The organism is Legionella sp. JM-2024 (assembly GCF_055389095.1).
This window is the reverse complement of sequence record NZ_AP039388.1, coordinates 3,564,880-3,584,982: the sequence shown is the minus strand read 5'-3', so window position 1 is coordinate 3,584,982 and position 20,103 is coordinate 3,564,880. Positions and strand designations below refer to the sequence as shown.

The window sequence follows — 20,103 nt, the reverse complement described above, 5'->3', positions numbered from 1 at the left end:
TAGTTATAAAAACAGAAAATTTTATCGTAATTTATATTTTCTGGTTGTTTTTTTTTCGAATTTATAGCAGGATGAAATTTCCACCAAAAATCAGGATGATATTATGAAAAAACGGATTGTTTCATTATTTGTCATTACAACAGTTGCTTCATCGGTAAACGCTGCTACCCAAACGATGGTTTGGGGTGAGCCAACGAAGGCATTACCTCAATTCAAGCAAGCCCATCCTTTTAAAAAACAAGGCTTAATACAAGCGGTAAGAGGACAGCAAAGTGATTATAAACTGGTGTTACAAAATAACTCAAATGGATCGACCAAGCATGCTCGCTATCAGATAACTTATAAAGGGATACCAGTTTGGGGTTACCAAGTCATTTTTCACTCGAAAGATGGCATTAAAGAGACTGTAACTGGCATGAATATTACTGGAATAGAAAAAGATATCAATTCTATAAAAGGAAAATTCAGCGCAGATGATATAGAACAAAAGATTCTTGGCACAGTTGCTGATCCTGTTAAGTTTAAAAACACGGAAAAGGTTATTTACATAGACCAAGACGATAAAGCTCATTTAGCTTACCATTTGTCTTATTATTCCAATAGTGAAAAAAAACATATTAAAGCGCCTAATTATCTCATTGATGCTAATAATGGTGAAATCCTGAAGCAATGGGATGAGGTGCGTCATGAAAAAATAGGTCAGGGTTTAGGTGGTAATGCCTTCCCTCTTCCATATCGCCAAGGAATGTTTCAGCATGGTGAAGCTTTACCAGGACTTCCTTCTCTTGGGAAATTTGATGTTAATATTAAGGACGGTGTATGTCGTGTTGAAAACGAATCAATAAAAGTTATGAATTTGGAAAATTACAATGTAGGCTATGAGTTGTTCCCAATTACTACATTTGCCGAGTCTATTCTAAATTTAAGCGCTTTTTCTTATCCATGTGATGAAACCAATCTATTTTTAAATTACGCAGACGGTAGAACAGGACCAGTGAATTATGCTTTCTCTCCAGTAAACGATACTATGTATTTCGCTCAACAAACATTGGATATGTATCAGAAAGTGTATGGGGTTAATCAACCAATAGGGGATGATTTGCCGATACGAGCTTATACACATCTTGGTGACATGGACAACGCCTTCGCAGTGCCAACTATCAGTATTAATGGGGTGATCTTGGCGCATCAGCAAATCGTTATCGGTAATGGCGATGAGTTTTTAACTGCTCCTGCTCAAACTGTATTAGGTCATGAATTATCTCACAATTTTACCGCATTGCATGCCGGATTAATGTATGAGGGCCAATCTGGAGGCATTAATGAATCTTTTTCTGACATGGCAGCAATTGCATTACTGGATTATTTGCGCAAAGATTATCCATGGTATTGGGATGGTGAAGATTGGACAATTGGACGAGAAGCTGTAAAAAGTGGCCAGCCTATTCGCTATTTAGATGATCCAACCAAAGATGGAATGTCTATAGGACACGCCAGTGCCTATACTGATGAATTGGATGTGCATATAACTAGTGGGGTATTTAATAAAGCATTTTATTTGCTAGCGCATAAATCCGGCTGGTCTATACAAAAAGCATTCCAGCTGATGGTCGATGCGAATATGAATTACTGGTCTCCCATTGCATATTATGATTTTGCTGCGTGCGGTGTGATTCAAGCGGCCATAGATAGACGCTGGGATAAAGCACCTGTTATTGAAGCGTTTGCTGAAGTAGGTGTCGTTTGCCCAATGCATAAAAGTTAATGCTATAGCAGGTTAAATAACGTGAGGTAACTCTTATTAAACTCAATTTTATAGGGATTACTTATGTTACTCTATTCAAAAATCCTGCATTGGCACGAAGAATGTTTCTAAGCATTAGGATCTTACTACCCACCTTCTAACAAGCGCGGCTCCATTTAAATAATAGCCTGACCTGCGATTGTTAGAAGGTGGATGGGATAAAATATTTCAAGGCATATGCTGTCAAAACCTCCCTCAAATATAGGGCTGCTAAGCCTTTAAAAAGAGAACACGACAATAAATTCTAATTTTTTTAAAAAAACTCCCCTTTTCATTACAAAATTGGTTATAATATTTACATTTTGTAGTTTTGATAATATTAAATAATGTTAAAAATAACCAGGTTTGGCATAAGAAAATAGTCTTATTTTCTAACTCACTTTAAAAAGGGTTAATTTATTAAATGAACAAGAGGTTAACTTCCAATGAGTAATACAGCCCAGGAATTGGTAAAACAATACAAGCTTCGTTTGTCTTCTGCGATGGAAAAGGACCTACTGTCAGAAAAAAGCGGATTAAAGAAAGAGCTTGAAACAGTTCCATTTAGTTCCGATGAAAGACTGTATAAAAGTATTTTGCAAATGGTAATCGTATTTTATGAAGAAAATACGTTGGATCAAAATCGCCACTTACTACAAGAGCATGAGTTAATTAGGCAGTTAAGCACTTTGATGTGGGATGATACTCAAATAAAATTAATTCCTTTTTTAATTCAGAAAAGATTCAGTATAAATCAAGTTAAAGAGTTGTTATTTCAAGAGTCTTATTATCGATCGATCTTTAATCTTGTTGAGTTTGGATTCACTCAAGACATACCCGAGTTATTAGCGGATCAAGAAAAGAAAGAACAATTAAAATTTATTAATAATTTAACAGATGATAATTGTAGAAAATTATGTCTTATATTCTGGGTTAAAGGAAACTTATCGATTAAAGAAATACAAGAAGTTGTTAAAGCCTCTAATGAATATCCTCTGTTAGCTGAAACATTGATAGCATTGGATAAAACGAAAACAATTTCTGTCAAACAATTAAAAAAACTTGCTTTGGATCCTCAAAAGCATCAACAGGAATCTATCTTATATCACTACGCTACACAGTTTCAAACATACGGTTTGCGTAAATCTGAATTATCCAAATTGAATTTAGATGATCTTAGTGCATTAAGCAGATCCTTTAAGTTATTAAAAGAGACTGGAATTACTAGTGATGCAGCCTATCGTTTGGTGCTAAAAAATAATGAAAAAGGACAACTACTTCGTTTGCTTTTGCCTCAACTTGCTAAAATTGAGTCTCGCTCTCACAGAGAGGTGTTAATTAACCTTCTGTATACAGGGGTTCAGAAGGGGGTAGTTACTCAAGGTAAGGCTCTTTTGCAAATTACTGATCCTGATTTGTTAGTTTTAGCCAGAAAATTACGAGAGCGTTTCATTTGCGTTCAACAATTGCAAGATCTGGGTTTTAGGAAAGACATCATTTCATTTGCTGGCGAAGAAAACAATGTAGGGGCTAGCCGTTTTAGGTATGTCATCATGAGAGTAGAAGAAAAATGTAAGGACATACATGAAAAATTGCTAAAGTCTTCTATTGATAGAGATAAGGTTGGAAACTGGCAAAATGCTGATGAAAAATATCGGCAAACGCTTTATAGCATTGCCTACGATGGAATAACAAAAACAGGAGTCGATTTGCATCTTAAGATGAAGAATGCAGAGAAGGAAATATTAAGGATTGTTGATCCTGAAGTAAAATCATTGATTCATAAAGTTTTAATAGCTATAGCGAATATCGTCATAACGGCCCTTACTTTAGGGTTTGCCAATGATTTAAAAGAAAGCAACACGGGTAATTATTGGTTTTTTAATCAAACTCGATCCGGCGAGGTCATTAGAGCCTTAAATAAAGAGGTTTTAACCGTCATTGATTCACCAGATCCAATGACAACTCCATAATACTGCTATGGCGAGTTGACGGCTCAACTTTAAAACAGCATATAATATTCATGCCACATTGTTGTTGGTCTTTATCTGTAGTGCATTGGCTTTATCGATGCAGCTGTCAACACGTGCCCAATGACCAATTCAATGTAGTCCAAAATTGGTTAAATGCCATGACCCATCTGTGGGTAATATGATACAAAATATTTCCAAATATCATTTTTAAATCATCTTGAGTGCATTATGTGTGGTTCGTGCGAAGTAAAGTATTATTTTGTATGAAAATTACACTTGAACTTATTGATTATTTCTGCGTAATATGAGGCATAGGAAGGATTGATCAGATTTAAGGGATTTGATATATGGGTTTGCCCAAAAGAGCACTTAAGGAAAGCCAACTACAATTCTTAACAGCAGGGACTGCAGTTAATGATGGCTCTCATAAAATATACAAGGTCAGTTTTATAGAAAATGGCGTAATAAAAAACGCTTTTTATAAAAAATTAGAACCTAAAAATCATTATCCAGAACTTTTAGCAAAATTAAGTGTTGCTGCCTCTTTTTTTAAAAGAATGTTTCAGGGGAGCAGATCAGCTGAAGAACGCTTGGTGTTTGACGATGAAGATAGATTGATAGGTACCTTATCTATTGGTGTAGAAGGATTCAAAAGTTTTATTTTCTCTGATGAGCCAGTTCCAGAAGATAGTATTACTAAAGAACAGGTAATTCCCAGTACAAAGACCCTAATTGAAAAAAATTTTATAGAAATCCTTCTGGGAAGATGGTTCCTTGATGATGATGATGGCCATGGCCATAATATGGGGCTGAAAGGAGATATCGATTTTGATATGTTTTGGTATTGGTTGACTATTCTTATGAAAGAACCAAGGCCAGTAATAGGTATTCCTAAAAAAAGAGTTAATTTAACTGTCCGGGATTGGGAAGGGTTTCCCAATGTCAAAGATTCAAAACCCTATCATTGGCCAACGTACAAACATCCTGGCCAGGAAACCATACCCACTGTTTTGCCTGTACAAGAAAAATTGGTTAAGTTAGTTATCCCCAAAATGTATCCGGATCCGTCTCAATTTGAGCAACTGGCGCACGAGCCGATTGCTCAGGAACAAAAATTCGCTGCCGCATTGAAAATTTTGTTAACTTTTCAACCAGATATGGTAAGGAAGCGCCTGACAGAACTGTTTGGTGATATGACACTGAACTATACTTCCCTGGATGAAACGGATGTGACTCTGCGAACTTTGTATGAGAAAGAATACCCGCATTTGTTTAATGAAGAAAATAATGTGAAACCATTCATCGACTTCATAATGAATGTATATCAAATGCATTATGATAATTTATACCGCGTGGTTGTTTTTTATATGGGGTGCGAAAATAATGGTTATGGAGTGCCTTTGCCTTCAACTTGTTCTGCACTTTACCACAAACCATCGTTCTATAAAAATATTGTTGAATGGGCAAAGACACAGAATAACACCATCTTCAATAAGGATGACACTAGTCTAAAATTTGATGAGGAAGAGTTGCAAAGGCGATATCATCAAATTTGGCGAGACGCTTATGCGCCGACGTTCAAAGAGTTACTGCATGACTCATATACATTGACTAATAAATTATTACAGCAGGTTTCTACCTTTAGCATTATTCTTAATGAAGTGGAAGGGAAAAAAACTACCGATGATACTTTAACTAATGCCTGGGAATTATTTGGCACTATGCCTGAGTTATCACTCGATAAAATTACTCCGTTGATTAGTGTAGATAGAGACAGCAAACTAAGAGCGGCCTTGATATTGCTTGTTGAATTCACAGGTAGATTTCATGAGATAGCCAAGGCGTATTATGAGAAGAATAGAAAGGATTTAACTGAGGAAGACAATATTGAATTCTCTGGGCAATTGCTGCAATTATACAACACTTATAATTTGAAAATTCGTCAAAGTTTAGCCCATACAAGCACTCTGGCCAGCGAATTTAATCGAATTGCTGTTGGGCTAAAACAATACACAGAACAGGCAAATTTCCAATTACATTTAACTACCACAGACGAGCAAATGAAGGAATCGACCGTTGCTACGACTCCCAAAGACGTATTGCCACACACACATGAAGATGTCATTAGGCAATTTAATGACTATTTATTTCTTTGGGCGAAGAATTCAAGACCGGAAGATCTAACCCATTATATTAATGAAATAATCGATAAGCATTATGCTCCAACCATAGAGTATTTATCAAAACGACATAGAGCCCAGCCTGTTAAAGATTATTTGCTGGCCAGTATGAATGAAAGCGGTGATAATAGGCTGGCTTATATTTTAAGTTCAGGGGATGATGATACGGGTGCTTTAAATACTTTGATTGTTCAGCATCTAACGCCCTATATGCTACAAACTTATCCTTTGCAAAGCATTCGTAATGCGGTTAAAGAAGGTAATTTTGATACTGACATAGGGATTTTTACTAAAGCAGCTGTAGATTTTGCCAAGCATGACAGGCGTTTTGTACATTTATATAATTTGGAAGGGATGTCGTTATTTTATAAAACCATGTATACCTGGCTTGAGACACTACCTCCAACTCAATTTAATGGATTGGTAGAGTCCGCATTAAAAGAATATGAAAGTAAACTATGGTGGTCACAATCTAGAAGAACAGAAGTAGAAGTTTATTGCAAGAAATATTCACAACACAAAAGTATCGCGATGACTTTTTTAAATGGGAAAGAGTCCTCCTCCTTAAATGATATTTTATTTGATAAAATAATCACGGCGATCCAAAAAGACATAAACAAAAACAAAGAAAAACTAAAAATTCCAGGATACAGGTTATTTCTGTGCTACAACCCCAAAGAACATAGAGCGGATTTTTTTAAAGAAATAAAAACTTATGCTGAACCCCTGTCACATAGGCAAGAAACAACTCAGGATTCCAATTTGAGCTTAATAGTTTGAATTTAAGTTTATATCGATTGGCCTTTATCTTCCTGTGACAAGATGCCCTGCTTTAGGATATTATTCCTCTTTTCCAGGTTTTGAGTAAGAAGTATGTTTTACGATGTACTAAAAACATTTCCCCAATACATTATTCCGAAACAGAGTATAACTTCTTTAGCAGGATATTTTGCTAACGTTAAAAATCCTCGCGTTAAAAATTTCTTAATTCGGAGCTTTATTCATAAATTCGATGTAGATATGAGTGAAGCATTAATTGAAGATCCTATGGCCTATGATTGTTTTAATGATTTTTTTATTCGTCATTTAAAACCCGAGTGTCGCCCTCTCGCTCAGGCTGATATTATTTGTCCGGTTGATGGCTGTGTCAGCGAAATAGGTAAGATAGGGCGGGGACAGTTGCTACAGGCTAAAGGCAAATATTATTCAGTACAAGAGCTTTTAGCTTGTGAGGAGCAATTAGCAGAACAATTTGTACATGGACAATTTGCAACCTTGTACCTGTCGCCTAAAGATTATCATAGGGTACATATGCCAACCGATGCGGAATTAATTTCAATGAATTATATTCCTGGCACCCTGTTTTCGGTTCAACCAGCTACTACACGTGTTGTTCCTAAATTGTTTGCTCGAAATGAAAGGCTCGCTGTTTTTTTTAAAACCAAAATTGGTCCAATGGTGATGGTTATGGTCGGAGCTACGATTGTAGGTGCCATTGGAACCAGTTGGCATGGTGATGTCAAAAGATCAAAAAAAATGGAACGTTTTGATTATAGCAAGAGCTCTGATCTAAAAATTATGTCTCAGGGAAATGAAATGGGTTATTTTAAACTGGGATCTACAGTTGTTCTATTGTTTGCCAATGGAGAAAAAATGCAATGGGATAAAGGTTTGTTGGCTGGTAGTAAGATTCAATTAGGTCAACCAATGGGAACTCTTACTTAATTTATTAGATGGTACCGAGAAGAGGACTCGAACCTCCACGGGGTTGCCCCCACTAGCACCTGAAGCTAGCGTGTCTACCAATTCCACCACCTCGGCATTGGGCGTTAAGGTACGCAAATTATGGTGTTCTGTCAATAGACCTTCTGTACTAAATCAGAAGCATAGGCAGATCACTTTATTGATGGGAATACGGAAAGCCGGCTTTTAATATCCTCTCTCTTACACCTTGCCACTCACTGATATCAGGAGGTAATTCGATGGCTATGCAAATGGCATCTGATGTATCGGCAAGCCTTAGTTGGTAATACAAGTCATAGGCACATTTTTCAGGGTTCGTTCCCATCTGATGGAAAAGGTTATTTTCTACACTGGAGGGTTGTTTATTTGCTATAACATAAACAATACCTTTTCTTTTTTGACAAAATTGGGAAAGGGCTTCATATTGATCAAAATAATACAATGTTTTTTGTGGCTGATAATGGCTGTCTAATTTACCTGGTACACGAATTGAGTTTTTTTGAGTTGTACGGTCTATGGCAATGGCGTCAGCAATTGCTTTTTCATCTATTACCCCATGACGTAAAATTTGATATGAATCAGGGTTTGTTGCATCTACAATCGTTGACTCAATTCCTACACGACATCGACCACCATCCAAGATAGTTAACTCTTTATCACTAAATGATTGTTTAACGTGTAAAGCAGTTGTTGGGCTAATTTTACCAAAAGGATTGGCAGATGGTGCCACTACAGGCGTATTTAATCTTAGTAACAATTTTTGTGTTAAAGGATGGTCTGGGCATCTTATTGCTATTGTAGACTGGCCGCCTGTAATGAGTGGATTGATTTTATCTTTTTTACAACGGAAGACGAGAGTGAGCGGCCCTGGCCAAAATTTGGAAATTAATTGATGCACATATTCGGGTATCTCTTCAACAAGAGCATTTAGACTCCAATTGGAAGCGATATGAACTATCAAAGGATGATTCAAAGGTCTATTTTTCATTTCAAACACAGATCTAATCGCTGAGTCATTATTTATTGGTGCCGCCAATCCATAAACAGTTTCTGTTGGGATTGCTACCGGTTTCCCTTGTTGTAAATCATGAATCGCCCGATTTAGATTGGTGGTAATTATGGACATATAATGGGCTCGATAAAAATAATTATGTATTAAGGTTTTCCTTTCTATTTTTAAAGGCTGAATTTAATAATGGCCTTCAGAAATAATTTTGTGAAGAATATTCAGATCTAATAATATTATGTTAAATTGTTAATACGAAACAATCCAGTGCTGCACTCCACTGAGATCCCGGATTGCTTCATTGCCCTTGAAATAAATGTTATTGTTCCCAATCATATACCGCGAAATGCTGAGTCAATAAAGACATTCTAACAAGCTATAATCGGCTTATTATAAAACATACGGCTCATATTGTGGAGTCCACATGGTTTCATTTATCGATTTATTGATTACATCATCACTCATTGGGACTATATGACCCTCTTTGATACCCTGTAAAATCACAGCCATGGCTATATGTTTGCTTACATCCCTAATTGAAGTTAATTCCGGGAGTAATCGGCCTACTCCAGTTTTAACGGCAGGTGCTAACTCACTTAATGCAATGGCCGCAGACATCATCATTGAGTCAGTTACTCTTTTCGCGTGTCCAGCAACAACTCCAAGGCCGACTCCCGGGAAAATGTAAGAGTTATTGCATTGAGCTATGTCAATTGTACGACCATTAATAGTAACGGGATCAAAGGGGCTTCCGGTTGCAATTAATGCTTTTCCAGCAGTCCAATTTAATAAATCATGGGGTGTTGCTTCTGCTCGAGATGTAGGGTTTGATAAAGGAAAAATAATGGGTCGTTCACAATAGCTAGCCATATTTTTAACCATAGATTCATTAAATTGATTTGGTTGGCCAGAGACACCAAGGAGTATGGTTGGTTGAGCATTGTGAATGACGTCGGCTAATGTAATTTCCCCCGCCTTTTGTAATTTCCAGCCTTTGAGATCTCCATAGGATCTGGCAAAGTTTTTTTGAAATGGCAATAGATCTTTCATCTCATTATGTAAAAGCCCATATCTGTCAACTAAATAAAAACGCGATCTGGCTTCAACTTCAGTAAGTCCTTGATTCATCATGGCGTGCACCAATTGCTCACTGATTCCACAACCTGCTGATCCGGCCCCCAATAAGGCAATCCGATGTTCCTTTAAAGGAATATTTGCAACACGAGTTGCAGCAAGTATGGCTGCAACAGCTACGGAAGCAGTTCCTTGGATATCATCATTAAAAGTACACAATTGATCTTTATACCGTTCCAATAAAGGATAGGCGTGTTGCTGAGCAAAATCTTCAAATTGTAATAATACATGGGGCATATGTCGTTTTATACTTTGAACAAATTGATCAACAAAATCGTCGTAGTCTTTGCCTGAAATTCGATTATGCCTCCACCCAATGTATTCTGGATCATCTAATCGTTCTTGATTATTTGTACCGACATCAAGAACGATAGGTAAGGTATTGGCTGGATGTATACCTCCACAACTGGTATATAGTGATAATTTACCAATAGGAATACCTAATCCCCCCGCACCTTGGTCACCAAGTCCTAATATCCGTTCTCCATCAGTAACAACAATAACTTTAATCGAGCGAGAGGAGGCAATATGTTGAATAATGTCGTCTAGTTTATCTCGCTGGGGATAACTTAGGAATAGTCCCCTTGGCTGTCTATATATATGGGAAAACATTTCACATGCTTGTCCCACAACTGGTGTATAAATAATAGGTAAAATATCGACCAGATTATCGATTATAAAACGATAAAAAAGGATTTCATTTCTATCCTGTAAGGCACGTAAATAAATGTGCTTTTCTAAAGGCGTGTCCTTAGCACTATAAGCATCAAGGCAGCGAACAACTTGTTGTTCAAGGGTTTCAATAGTGGTTGGTATTAAACCATGCAAGTTCAATTCATCTCTTTCTTTGAGGGTAAAAGCGGTGCCTTTGGAGAGCAAGGAATCTCGTAATAAATCCATTCCTTTTTTTGTTACTTTGATTGTCATTGGAACGCTCCTTGTGATTATTTTCAGCTACGAATTTTAGATTGTAGTTTGATTTTTATTGTAATTCTTATATAGCTTCAAGTTTAGTCGATTTTTTTACAATTTGTGTTTATATCCAAGAAACTCCAAAACCTGGCATTTTTGGAGTTTCTTGGGTATAGATCTCGTTTTTGCCTTTTATTTATTGTCGACATAGAATGATTTAAATTGAAATATTAGGAAAATTTGCCGTGTTACTCAAATTGATGGAAAAATTAATGGATGGGTATTTTGCAATTATTCCTAGATTAAAACCACAATCCGAGAATATTAATGGTGCGTTAATGATAGCTCATCGAGGAGCTCACAATAATGCTAAGGGTATAATAGAAAATACCCTGGATGCTTTCCAAATAGCAAAAGATGCTGGGGTTTGGGGAATTGAATTGGATGTACAAGTTACTAAGGATAAGGTATTTGTTATTAATCATGACCCTACCCTAAATCGGTTATGGAATAAGGATGTTGTCATTGCTGATCTGAATTTTAATGAACTGCGTGCATTGGAACCCAGGATTCCATCTCTTGCCGAAGTGGTTAGTGAATATGGCGGCAATATGCATTTGTTTATTGAGTTAAAAACAGCAGTTGAAAACGAGGAGATGTTAGTACAAATCTTACAAAATCTGACGCCATGCAAGGATTATCATTTATTGAGTTTACATGAACTTACTTTTAGAAAATTGTCACATTTTCCAAAACAATCTTTATTGCTTGTTGCGGTGCACAATAATGTTAAGGAGTTTTGCAAATTAAGTGTCAGAGAGAATTATGGGGGAGTATTGGGTAATTATTTATTATTAACTGATAAGGTAATCAATTATTTACAAGAAGCAAATCAACATTTTGGAGTTGGTTTTGTCGATTCCAGGAACAGTCTCTATAGGGAATTAAGCAGAGGAATCAAGTGGATATTTACTAATCAAGCAGTCAAAATCAGTCAGTATTTACATGATTTAAAAAATAGAACTTAGCTAATGTATTATAAAGGGAAGATCCTTTGTAAATGCCTTCATTCTTTTTGACAATTTCATAATCATCACATAGTCTTAAATTAACAATTTAATTTTCATTATTGATAGCCCTTATGAAGGAATTTAACATGGAAGTTAAGGCTAGGATATTTTAGGGGTGATGGCAGGGGGTATAATGACACTAAAAATTACATTTTTAGGTTCTGGATCGTCCTTTGCTATTGGACCCGAAAACTATCAATCTAACGTTCTTTTAGAGGTAGAAAACGATAATTTCTTAATTGATGCGGGAACAGATATCAAGTACTCATTGCGGGATCAAGGGCTGAGTTATAAGGATATAAAAAATATTTATATCAGTCATTTACATTATGATCATTGTGGGGGATTAGAATGGTTTGCGTTAGTAACTTATTTTGATCCTGATTACTCCAATAAGCTTCGTTTAATTGCCTCTGATAAAATTATTACCGAGTTATGGGATAAGAGTTTGTCAGGCGGCTTAAGTACCTTGCCACATGTAAGAGCAGATCTTAATGTTTTTTTTGATGTAAAAACAATAAAACAATATGAAGAGTTTGTTTGGCAATCAATAAAATTTAAATTGGTACAAACAGTCCACTATTATAGTGAATATGAACTAATGCCAAGTTTTGGTTTGATATTTAACTATAATAAATCACGCATCTTTTATACATCGGATACACAAAGTTGCCCCTCCCAGTTAATATCCTTTTATGAAGAATCAGATATTATTTTTCATGATTGCGAAACTACAGAATTTAAAAGTGGTGTGCATGCTCATTATTCGGAGCTTGTTAAACTGCCTCCTCATCTAAAGAAAAAAATGTGGTTATATCATTACAATCCAGGGAAATTGCCCAATGCCAAAAAAGACGGTTTTTTAGGTTTTGTTGTCAAAGGACAAAGCTTTTTGTTCTGATTTAGTTCGGGAAAATTGTTTTTAGAGGATTGCTAAACATTTCGAGTTTAGAAAGAAGTCTATTTTCGTCTTGGTTCCGAGTGTTATCACGAATAATGAATGATATATCCAAGAAACTCCAACGGGTTGAAAATAGCATTTTGGAGTTTCTTGGGTTATACATCTTGGAGCCAGTGATTTTTAATTAAATCTATTGAGTTGATATTTCCTTGTGCTATTGCTTGGTAAATTGATTAATAGTCAGAGTTAATCGTTTTACCAGCTCATCGATTTCATCTTCATTAATAATAAGGGGAGGTAACAGCCTCACTACAGTTTCAGCTGTAATATTAAACAAGATTTGATTCTCTAGACCTAAAGCACGTATGTCGTTTGCAGGTCTGTCCAACTCTATCCCTATCATGTAACCTTTGCCACGTATGGCTTTTACATTGGGATGTTCTCCCAGATTACTAATTAGTTTATCCATTAGTAAGGCACTGTTTTTAGTTACTCTTTCACACAGTTTATCTCGTTCAATGACATTTAAAACAGTTAAGGCTGTTGCACAAGCCAAGGGATTCCCACCAAAAGTTGAACCATGATTTCCTGGCTTGAATAAATTATTGGCTCGTTTACTCATTAAACAGGCTCCAATTGGCATGCCGTTTCCAAGTCCTTTTGCTGTAGTAAGAATATCGGGTTGTATATCATAATGCATACAAGAATAAAGCTTACCTGTCCTGCCATTACCTGTTTGTATTTCATCCAAAATTAACATCCAGTCATTCTGCTCACAAAGCTTTGCTAATGCGCGCATGTAGCCTTCTTCAGCTGGATAGATTCCACCTTCGCCTTGAATAGGTTCTATCATGACTGCGACAACATCCTCTCTGTTCGCGGCAATTGTATGAATGGCATCAAGATCATTGAAGGGTGCGCGAATAAATCCTGGAACCAAGGGTTCAAATCCAGCCTGAACCTTACGACTGCCTGATGCCGTTAATGTGGCCATAGTACGGCCATGAAATGCTCTTTCCATTACTATAATAGAAGGAGTTTCAATTCCTTTTTTATGTCCAAATAGACGAGTTAGTTTGATCGCAGCCTCATTGGCTTCTGCTCCAGAATTGGCAAAAAAAACTTGTTCCATTTTTGCCATGGAAGTGAGCTTGGCAGCTAATAATTCTTGCTCCTTAATATGAAAAGCATTAGAGGTGTGCATTAATTTCGCTGCTTGTTCTTGTATGGTACGAGTGACATCAGGGTGTGCATGACCTAATCCACAAACTGCTATCCCGCTTAACCCATCAAGGTATTTTTTTCCTTGTTCATCATACAGCCATACTCCTTCACCGTGCGAGAAGGTTACAGGCATTGGGCTGTAACTTGTAATTAAAGTCATGATGTCTCCCTAAACATATTAGTATCGGCAATGGATTGCTATAAATATATTTTGTTCTATGTAATTCTATTTCAGGTTGCTGCTTACAAAATCCCAATTCACTAATGACCAAAAAGCTTCAATATAATCAGGACGTCTATTTCGGTAATCGATGTAATAAGCATGTTCCCATACATCACAGGTTAATAAGGCTGTTAGTCCATCAGTCATTGGAGTGGCTGCATTGCTTGTGCTAATAATTTTTAAAGCATCTGATTTATCTTGGACTAGCCATGCCCAACCTGAGCCAAACGTAGTTGCAGCAGTTTGAGTAAATTGTTCTTTAAATGCAGCAAAAGAGCCAAAATATTTATTAATTGCCTCAGCTAGTTTACCTTTTGGTTCGCCGCCTCCATTTGGACTCATGCTGTGCCAATAAAAAGTATGGTTCCAAACTTGTGCTGCATTGTTAAAAATGCCTCCTTTTGCTTTCATGATAATTTCTTCTAGCGTCATGGATTCAAATTCTGTCCCGGGAATTAACTTATTTAAGTTGGTAACGTAAGCATTATGGTGCTTGCCGTAATGGTATTCCAATGTTTCTTTAGAAATGTGAGGGGCAAGTGCGTCTAAGGCATAAGGCAATTGGGGCAGGGTAAATGTCATATCAATCTCCAAGATTAAAAAATGTTTAGTTTAGCAGGATAAGTATGATATTCAATGTGCTATGACCGAAGAGACCATTTAATATTTTCAGCCTTGGTTAGGGTTTCGGTAAGGCCTGAGGTCATTGTCTAGTGATCTTCAAAAATCATGAGTGATTTTGGAGAGGTTCGGATGGTTTTGTTTCTGTTCATAAAGCACTCTATTTTTGGCAAAATAATAGCCAGGATCATGCTGTTGCATGGCCATTGTGGGTATTTATAGGTCATTTAGTATCATATTAGTATTTTATTGGTTGCTAAGGTGAGGTAAAATAGAATTAGAAAGGATAGATTGATAGGATTATCGTAATAGAATCATTAGTTGCGACCTTGTTTGGTTTTCGCCATAATTGGGTTGTTATATTTAAAATATATTAAGGTGCATACGTGGATACTTTAGAAAAAATTAAAAAGCAAATTGCTGATAATGCAATAATGCTCTATATGAAAGGCACTCCAAAGATGCCGCAATGTGGGTTTTCTGCCCGTGCAGTTCAGTGCATTGAAGCCTGTGGGGTAGATTTTGCCTACGTTGATATCCTCGCGAATCCTGATATTCGTCAGGTTCTACCGCAATTTTCCGATTGGCCCACTTTTCCTCAACTTTATGTAAAGGGTGAATTAATTGGGGGATCTGATATTATTGCTGAAATGTTTCAGCAAGGCGAATTAGAGACCATGTTACGTGATGCGGTAGCCGCATAGTTTTAATAACAATTGTGAGATTTATTCACCCCCTGATAATGGAGATTATAGAATGAGTGTATTAGTTGGACGCAAAGCACCTGATTTTACTGTAGCTGCGGTAATGGGAGACGGTGAAATTGTTGATAAATTCAATTTACATGATCATCTAAAAGGCAAATATGGATTAGTATTTTTTTATCCTTTGGATTTTACTTTTGTATGCCCTTCCGAATTGATTGCTCTTGATCATCGGATTGAAGAATTTAAAAGACGTAATGTTGAAGTGGTTGCTGTATCTATTGATTCACACTTTACCCATAATGCTTATAGGAATACTCCTGTGAAAAGCGGTGGAATAGGCCAGGTTCGATTTACTATGGCTGCCGATATGACTCATAGCATTTGTCAATCTTATGGTGTGGAGCATCCTGTTGCCGGTGTGGCCTTCCGAGGCGCTTTTGTCATCGATACGAATGGTATGGTTCGTTCACAAATCGTCAATGACTTGCCAATAGGAAGAAACATTGATGAGATTCTTCGTATAATAGACGCCGTTCAATACTTTGAAGAAAATGGCGAGGTTTGCCCAGCAGGCTGGAAAAAAGGACAAGCAGGGATGAAAGCATCTCCAAAAGGCGTTGCTGAATACTTGTCTGAACATTCTGATTCATTATAAGAGACAAGAACGGTTTGTTGTTTTATAGCTCCCCGTATTAGCGAAGATAATACGGGGATAATGCCCTCATCAATTTCCTGGATTACGGACTTACCTAATCCAGGTGCCGTCAAATTTTTAGTATTACAGGCACATCATTCGCCATTTGTTTACCATGAAGCAAAATAAATCAGCTGTTTTTTCTGCATCATAAATGGCAGAGTGCGCCTCATGGCTGTCAAAAGATAATCCGGCAGATTGGGCTGCTTTAGCCAATACTGTTTCCCCAAAAATTAGACCCGCCAGGGTTGCTGTATCAAAACAGGTGAAGGCGTGAAATGGTGATTTTATGCCTGTTCTATTAATGGCTGCTTTAATAAATAATAAATCAAACCAGGCGTTATGTCCTACCAATACTGCTCTTTGGCAACGATTTTTTTTAAGTGAATCATAGATGGGTTTGAATAATCGCTCAAGGGCGATTTGCTCATCTACTGCAAAACGAAGCGGTTGGTAGGGGTCTATTTGATTGAACTCCAGTGATTTTTGGTCTAATTCTGCGTCGGGAAACGGTAAAATATGTTCAAAGTAGCTTTCCCCCCTTTTTAGAAAGCCGTGCTCATCCATATCTAATAAGACTATGCACATTTCTAAGAGAGCATTTTTTTGAGGATCAATCCCTGCTGTCTCAACATCAACAACAATGGGTAAAAAACCACGAAATCGATTTTTAATGGTATTACATAGAATATTATTACGAGCGACCATTAATACTCCATTCTATGGTGTCCCCGGCAGCGATAGGTACAACATAAGTTGATCCAAATGGCATAGAGTCGGGGATAGTTTGAGGTGATTTAATCAGTTCTATTTGCTGCGAGTTAATAGGTAATTGATAGAATTCAGCACCAAAACGACTTAGAAAATCGTTGAGATGTTTTAGATTTTTATGCTCATCAAAGACTTGTGCATATAGTGCTACTGCAAATGGAGCTGAATAAATTCCTGCACAGCCACAGGCATTTTCTTTTGTGTGGATGGCATGAGGAGCGCTATCGGTACCAGCGAAAAATTTTGGATTTCCACTAATAGCTGCAAGTTGTAAAGCCTTTTGATCCTTTTCATGCTTTAAAACAGGTAAGCAATAATAATGAGGCTTAATACCTCCAACAAGGAGTTTATTACGATTGTAAAGCAAATGATGGGGAGTAATTGTTGCCGCAAGGTTCGCTGGAGCTTGAGTAATATAATCTACTGCAGCCTTAGACGAGACATGTTCCAGTACAATTCTTAGTTTCGGGAAGTTTGTGGCAATAGGCTTTAGGTATTCATCTATAAATAATGCCTCGCGCTCGAAAATATCACTATGAGTTACCTCACCATGAATTTGCAAAACCAAATTATTGCTTTGGAGCACTTCAAAAAGAGGATAGAGTTCCTTTAAAGATTTAGCTCCTTCTTCCGCATTTGTAGTAGCGCCGGCTGGATAAAGTTTTCCACCAAGTACATAAGGTAGTGATGTGGCTCGTTGTAATTCTTCTGCATTGACTGACTCATTTAAATAAAAAGTCATATAAGGCATAAAGGAATATTGTTGAGGGATAGCGGAAACTATTCTGTTTCTATAACTCTCAATGGCTGACAAGGTCGTTAAGGCAGGCTTTAGGTTAGGCATAACTAAAGCGCGAGCAAAATGTTGAGCAGATGCTTGAACAGTGTGATGTAGAAATTCACCGTCCCTGAGATGGAGATGCCAATCGTCAGGTCGGTTAATTACTAGAGTTTGCATAATAAAGATTCCCACATGATTGCCGATAAAAAAGGATAACATGAATTGCCAATTGGGATGAGCAAAAAATGGCGTCAGCGTATTTATTATGCAAAAAAATAAAAATTATTACGTTAGGTTATTTGTTTATTTCAACTTCAGCTTTTGCTGTTCCACATATACAGTATGCCAGTCCAATGGGAGAAGAAAATTGGCGCATGTCAGGTAATCCTGTTCGATGTGGTTTATCTTTGACTATTCCAAATTATGGTATTGGATACTTTGAGCAATACGCAACAAAATCTCCGCACTTTATTTTGCGTAAATGGGACCAAGTACAAAGAGCGCTGCCTGCCCAGGTCATTGCAACCCCACCCGTATGGAAACCATTACTGCCCAAGTCTTACATGGTAGCTCGAACGTTTATAAAACCAGGCGAGTATGGATTATTTTTAAATCGAAGACCTGCTTTAAAGTTATTAACCTTTCTATCGCAAGGATACCAGGCGAATTTTAATTATTTATCTGAAGAAGGATTTCGTATTACTGTCACTCTTTCTCCTATCCATTTTCAAAAGGTCTATTCGCAGTATCAACGTTGCCTTGGTGGTCTATTATCTTTTACTTATGAGGATGTGAAAGAAAGTACTTTTCACTTTGGAGTGGATGGTAAATTATTATCTGATGCCGATAAAGCGCAGTTGCGTCGAATAGCCCAATATGTAGGCGCTGACATACAAATTGACGTTATAAAAATTGTTGGTTATGCAGATGATACAGGGCGCAAAGGATATAATAATGCTATTTCACAATACAGAGCAGAAGCTGTAAAAAATTATTTAATCTGGCTAGGTGTTCCTCAAAGAAAATTGACGATCACTTGGGTTGGGGCACTTCAACCTGTTGCTAGAAATGATACGGATGAGGGTAGAGCGGCCAATAGACGTGTTGTTGTAACTTTGATAAAAAAATGAGTTTTTTGGCACAGATAGCGTTTTTCTTATGATTGAATTTCATAAGGGCAAATTAACCCACTTGGAAACAATGGCTCCTTGATTGGGTGTCGATAAATGTGGTAAAAAAATGACGACGATGTACAAATTTAGTTGTATCAGCATGAAAATATTCGAATTTTTAATAAATTGTCTTGACTTATTTAAAATCACTGCAGATACTCTTATCGTTGCATGCTTCGAACCTAAGCGACGATGCGTGCTATTGACAACTCCAAATGGTGAGTTATCAATAAAATGGAAACTCAATAATAAACAAGTGGAGACAAGGCATGTTTAGTTTGAAAAAAACAGCAGTGGCAGTACTCGCCTTAGGAAGCGGTGCCGTGTTTGCTGGAACCATGGGACCAGTTTGCACCCCGGGTAATGTAACTGTTCCTTGCGAAAGAACTGCATGGGATATTGGTATTACTGCACTTTATTTGCAACCAATTTATGACGCTGATTGGGCTTATGATGCCTTTACCCAGGTGGGTCCTTGGCAGATTTGGCACGATGCTGATCATGAGTGGGATTGGGGCTTCAAATTAGAAGGTTCTTACCACTTTAACACAGGTAATGATATCAATGTGAACTGGTATCACTTTGATAACGACAGTTATCACGGGATTGATTTCGCTAACTGGCATATACACGAAAACAAATGGGATGCTGTTAACGCTGAATTAGGTCAATTCGTGGATTTTAGTGCTAACAAAAAAATGCGTTTCCATGGCGGTGTTCAATACGCACGAATTGAGGCTGATGCGAACCATTATTTCAATAACTTCTTCTTTAATGGATTCAATTCTAAATTCAACGGCTTTGGTCCTCGTACTGGTTTAGATATGAACTACGTGTTTGGAAATGGCTTGGGAATATATGCTAAAGCAGCAGCCGCTATTCTAGTTGGCACCAGCGATTTCTACGATGGAGTTAACCTGATATCTGGCTCTAAAAATGCTATCGTTCCTGAGTTGGAAGCTAAATTAGGTGCTGATTACACTTATGCAATGGCTCAAGGTGACTTGACGTTAGATGTCGGTTACATGTGGTTTAACTACTTTAACGCTTTACACAATACTGGAACCTTCGCTGGGTTTGAGACAGACTTCTCCGCCCATGGTCCATACATTGGTTTGAAGTATGTTGGTAATGTGTAATTTGTTAACTTTATAAGAAATTTCAGCAATACTGTTGACTTTCTGGAAGTCCAGCTGGATAATTTATCC

General features: G+C 37.1%; 16 protein-coding genes and 1 tRNA gene. 10 read left to right on the top strand and 7 right to left on the bottom strand.

What is annotated here, in order from left to right; translation table 11 throughout:
- Positions 1 to 103 precede the first annotated feature (103 nt).
- The 4 genes from ACZ5EK_RS15680 to asd all read left to right on the top strand — a co-directional run bounded on the left by ACZ5EK_RS15680 (position 104) and on the right by asd (position 7,661).
- A complete protein-coding gene (locus ACZ5EK_RS15680; RefSeq protein ID WP_464430660.1) occupies positions 104 to 1,765 on the top strand; it encodes a M4 family metallopeptidase in 1,662 nt (553 codons plus the stop codon).
- A 464-nt stretch (positions 1,766 to 2,229) separates the two neighbouring features.
- Positions 2,230 to 3,756, top strand: a complete 1,527-nt coding sequence (locus tag ACZ5EK_RS15675) for a hypothetical protein (protein WP_464430658.1) — start codon at positions 2,230 to 2,232, stop codon at positions 3,754 to 3,756.
- Positions 3,757 to 4,103: 347 nt separating this feature from the next.
- Positions 4,104 to 6,716 carry a hypothetical protein gene (locus ACZ5EK_RS15670; protein WP_464430657.1) on the top strand — a complete coding sequence of 871 codons (2,613 nt, stop codon included), beginning with the start codon at positions 4,104 to 4,106 and terminating at the stop codon, positions 6,714 to 6,716.
- A gap of 93 nt (positions 6,717 to 6,809) precedes the next feature.
- Positions 6,810 to 7,661: an archaetidylserine decarboxylase gene (asd, locus tag ACZ5EK_RS15665; RefSeq protein ID WP_464430655.1), complete on the top strand. Its 852-nt coding sequence runs from the start codon at positions 6,810 to 6,812 to the stop codon at positions 7,659 to 7,661.
- Between the two features lie 9 nt (positions 7,662 to 7,670).
- On the opposite strand, the gene ACZ5EK_RS15660 is transcribed toward asd, so the two are convergent.
- From ACZ5EK_RS15660 to ACZ5EK_RS15650, 3 genes are all read right to left on the bottom strand, one after another.
- Positions 7,671 to 7,757, bottom strand: a tRNA-Leu gene (locus tag ACZ5EK_RS15660).
- Positions 7,758 to 7,836: 79 nt separating this feature from the next.
- Positions 7,837 to 8,805 carry an L-threonylcarbamoyladenylate synthase gene (locus ACZ5EK_RS15655; RefSeq protein WP_464430653.1) on the bottom strand — a complete coding sequence of 323 codons (969 nt, stop codon included), beginning with the start codon at positions 8,803 to 8,805 and terminating at the stop codon, positions 7,837 to 7,839.
- A 270-nt stretch (positions 8,806 to 9,075) separates the two neighbouring features.
- Positions 9,076 to 10,746 carry an NAD-dependent malic enzyme gene (locus ACZ5EK_RS15650; RefSeq protein ID WP_464430652.1) on the bottom strand — a complete coding sequence of 557 codons (1,671 nt, stop codon included), beginning with the start codon at positions 10,744 to 10,746 and terminating at the stop codon, positions 9,076 to 9,078.
- 230 nt (positions 10,747 to 10,976) lie between these two features.
- Between ACZ5EK_RS15650 and ACZ5EK_RS15645 the strand changes: the two genes are divergently transcribed.
- Both ACZ5EK_RS15645 and ACZ5EK_RS15640 read left to right on the top strand, forming a co-directional pair.
- Entirely contained in the window at positions 10,977 to 11,759 is a 783-nt protein-coding gene (locus ACZ5EK_RS15645; protein WP_464430651.1) for a glycerophosphodiester phosphodiesterase, read from the top strand.
- A gap of 175 nt (positions 11,760 to 11,934) precedes the next feature.
- On the top strand, positions 11,935 to 12,702 hold the full coding sequence (locus ACZ5EK_RS15640) for an MBL fold metallo-hydrolase (protein WP_464430650.1): 768 nt from the start codon (positions 11,935 to 11,937) through the stop codon (positions 12,700 to 12,702).
- A gap of 214 nt (positions 12,703 to 12,916) precedes the next feature.
- Here ACZ5EK_RS15640 and ACZ5EK_RS15635 read toward each other — a convergent pair whose 3' ends face one another.
- Complete coding sequence (locus ACZ5EK_RS15635; RefSeq protein ID WP_464430649.1) at positions 12,917 to 14,086, bottom strand: acetylornithine/succinylornithine family transaminase; 1,170 nt, start codon at positions 14,084 to 14,086, stop codon at positions 12,917 to 12,919.
- A gap of 66 nt (positions 14,087 to 14,152) precedes the next feature.
- On the bottom strand, positions 14,153 to 14,731 hold the full coding sequence (gene sodB / locus ACZ5EK_RS15630; RefSeq protein WP_464430647.1) for a superoxide dismutase [Fe]: 579 nt from the start codon (positions 14,729 to 14,731) through the stop codon (positions 14,153 to 14,155).
- 425 nt (positions 14,732 to 15,156) lie between these two features.
- Between sodB and grxD the strand changes: the two genes are divergently transcribed.
- Positions 15,157 to 15,474 (top strand): Grx4 family monothiol glutaredoxin, encoded by a 318-nt coding sequence (gene grxD / locus ACZ5EK_RS15625; protein WP_464430645.1) that lies wholly within the window; start codon positions 15,157 to 15,159, stop codon positions 15,472 to 15,474.
- Between the two features lie 52 nt (positions 15,475 to 15,526).
- Positions 15,527 to 16,132: a peroxiredoxin gene (locus ACZ5EK_RS15620; protein ID WP_464430644.1), complete on the top strand. Its 606-nt coding sequence runs from the start codon at positions 15,527 to 15,529 to the stop codon at positions 16,130 to 16,132.
- A gap of 123 nt (positions 16,133 to 16,255) precedes the next feature.
- Here the strand turns inward: ACZ5EK_RS15620 and rnt are convergent, their stop codons facing one another.
- Both rnt and pyrC read right to left on the bottom strand, forming a co-directional pair.
- The gene (gene rnt, locus ACZ5EK_RS15615; RefSeq protein ID WP_464430643.1) at positions 16,256 to 16,879 is read right to left on the bottom strand and encodes a ribonuclease T; all 624 of its coding nucleotides are present in this window, start codon (positions 16,877 to 16,879) and stop codon (positions 16,256 to 16,258) included.
- Entirely contained in the window at positions 16,866 to 17,900 is a 1,035-nt protein-coding gene (gene pyrC / locus ACZ5EK_RS15610) for a dihydroorotase (protein WP_464430641.1), read from the bottom strand. Before pyrC ends, rnt begins: the two co-directional genes overlap by 14 nt.
- A 68-nt stretch (positions 17,901 to 17,968) precedes the next feature.
- Here pyrC and ACZ5EK_RS15605 point away from each other — a divergent pair, with 68 nt between their 5' ends.
- Both ACZ5EK_RS15605 and ACZ5EK_RS15600 read left to right on the top strand, forming a co-directional pair.
- Complete coding sequence (locus tag ACZ5EK_RS15605; RefSeq protein ID WP_464430640.1) at positions 17,969 to 18,853, top strand: flagellar protein MotY; 885 nt, start codon at positions 17,969 to 17,971, stop codon at positions 18,851 to 18,853.
- A gap of 311 nt (positions 18,854 to 19,164) precedes the next feature.
- On the top strand, positions 19,165 to 20,034 hold the full coding sequence (locus ACZ5EK_RS15600; RefSeq protein ID WP_464425806.1) for an Lpg1974 family pore-forming outer membrane protein: 870 nt from the start codon (positions 19,165 to 19,167) through the stop codon (positions 20,032 to 20,034).
- The last annotated feature ends 69 nt before the right edge of the window (positions 20,035 to 20,103 follow it).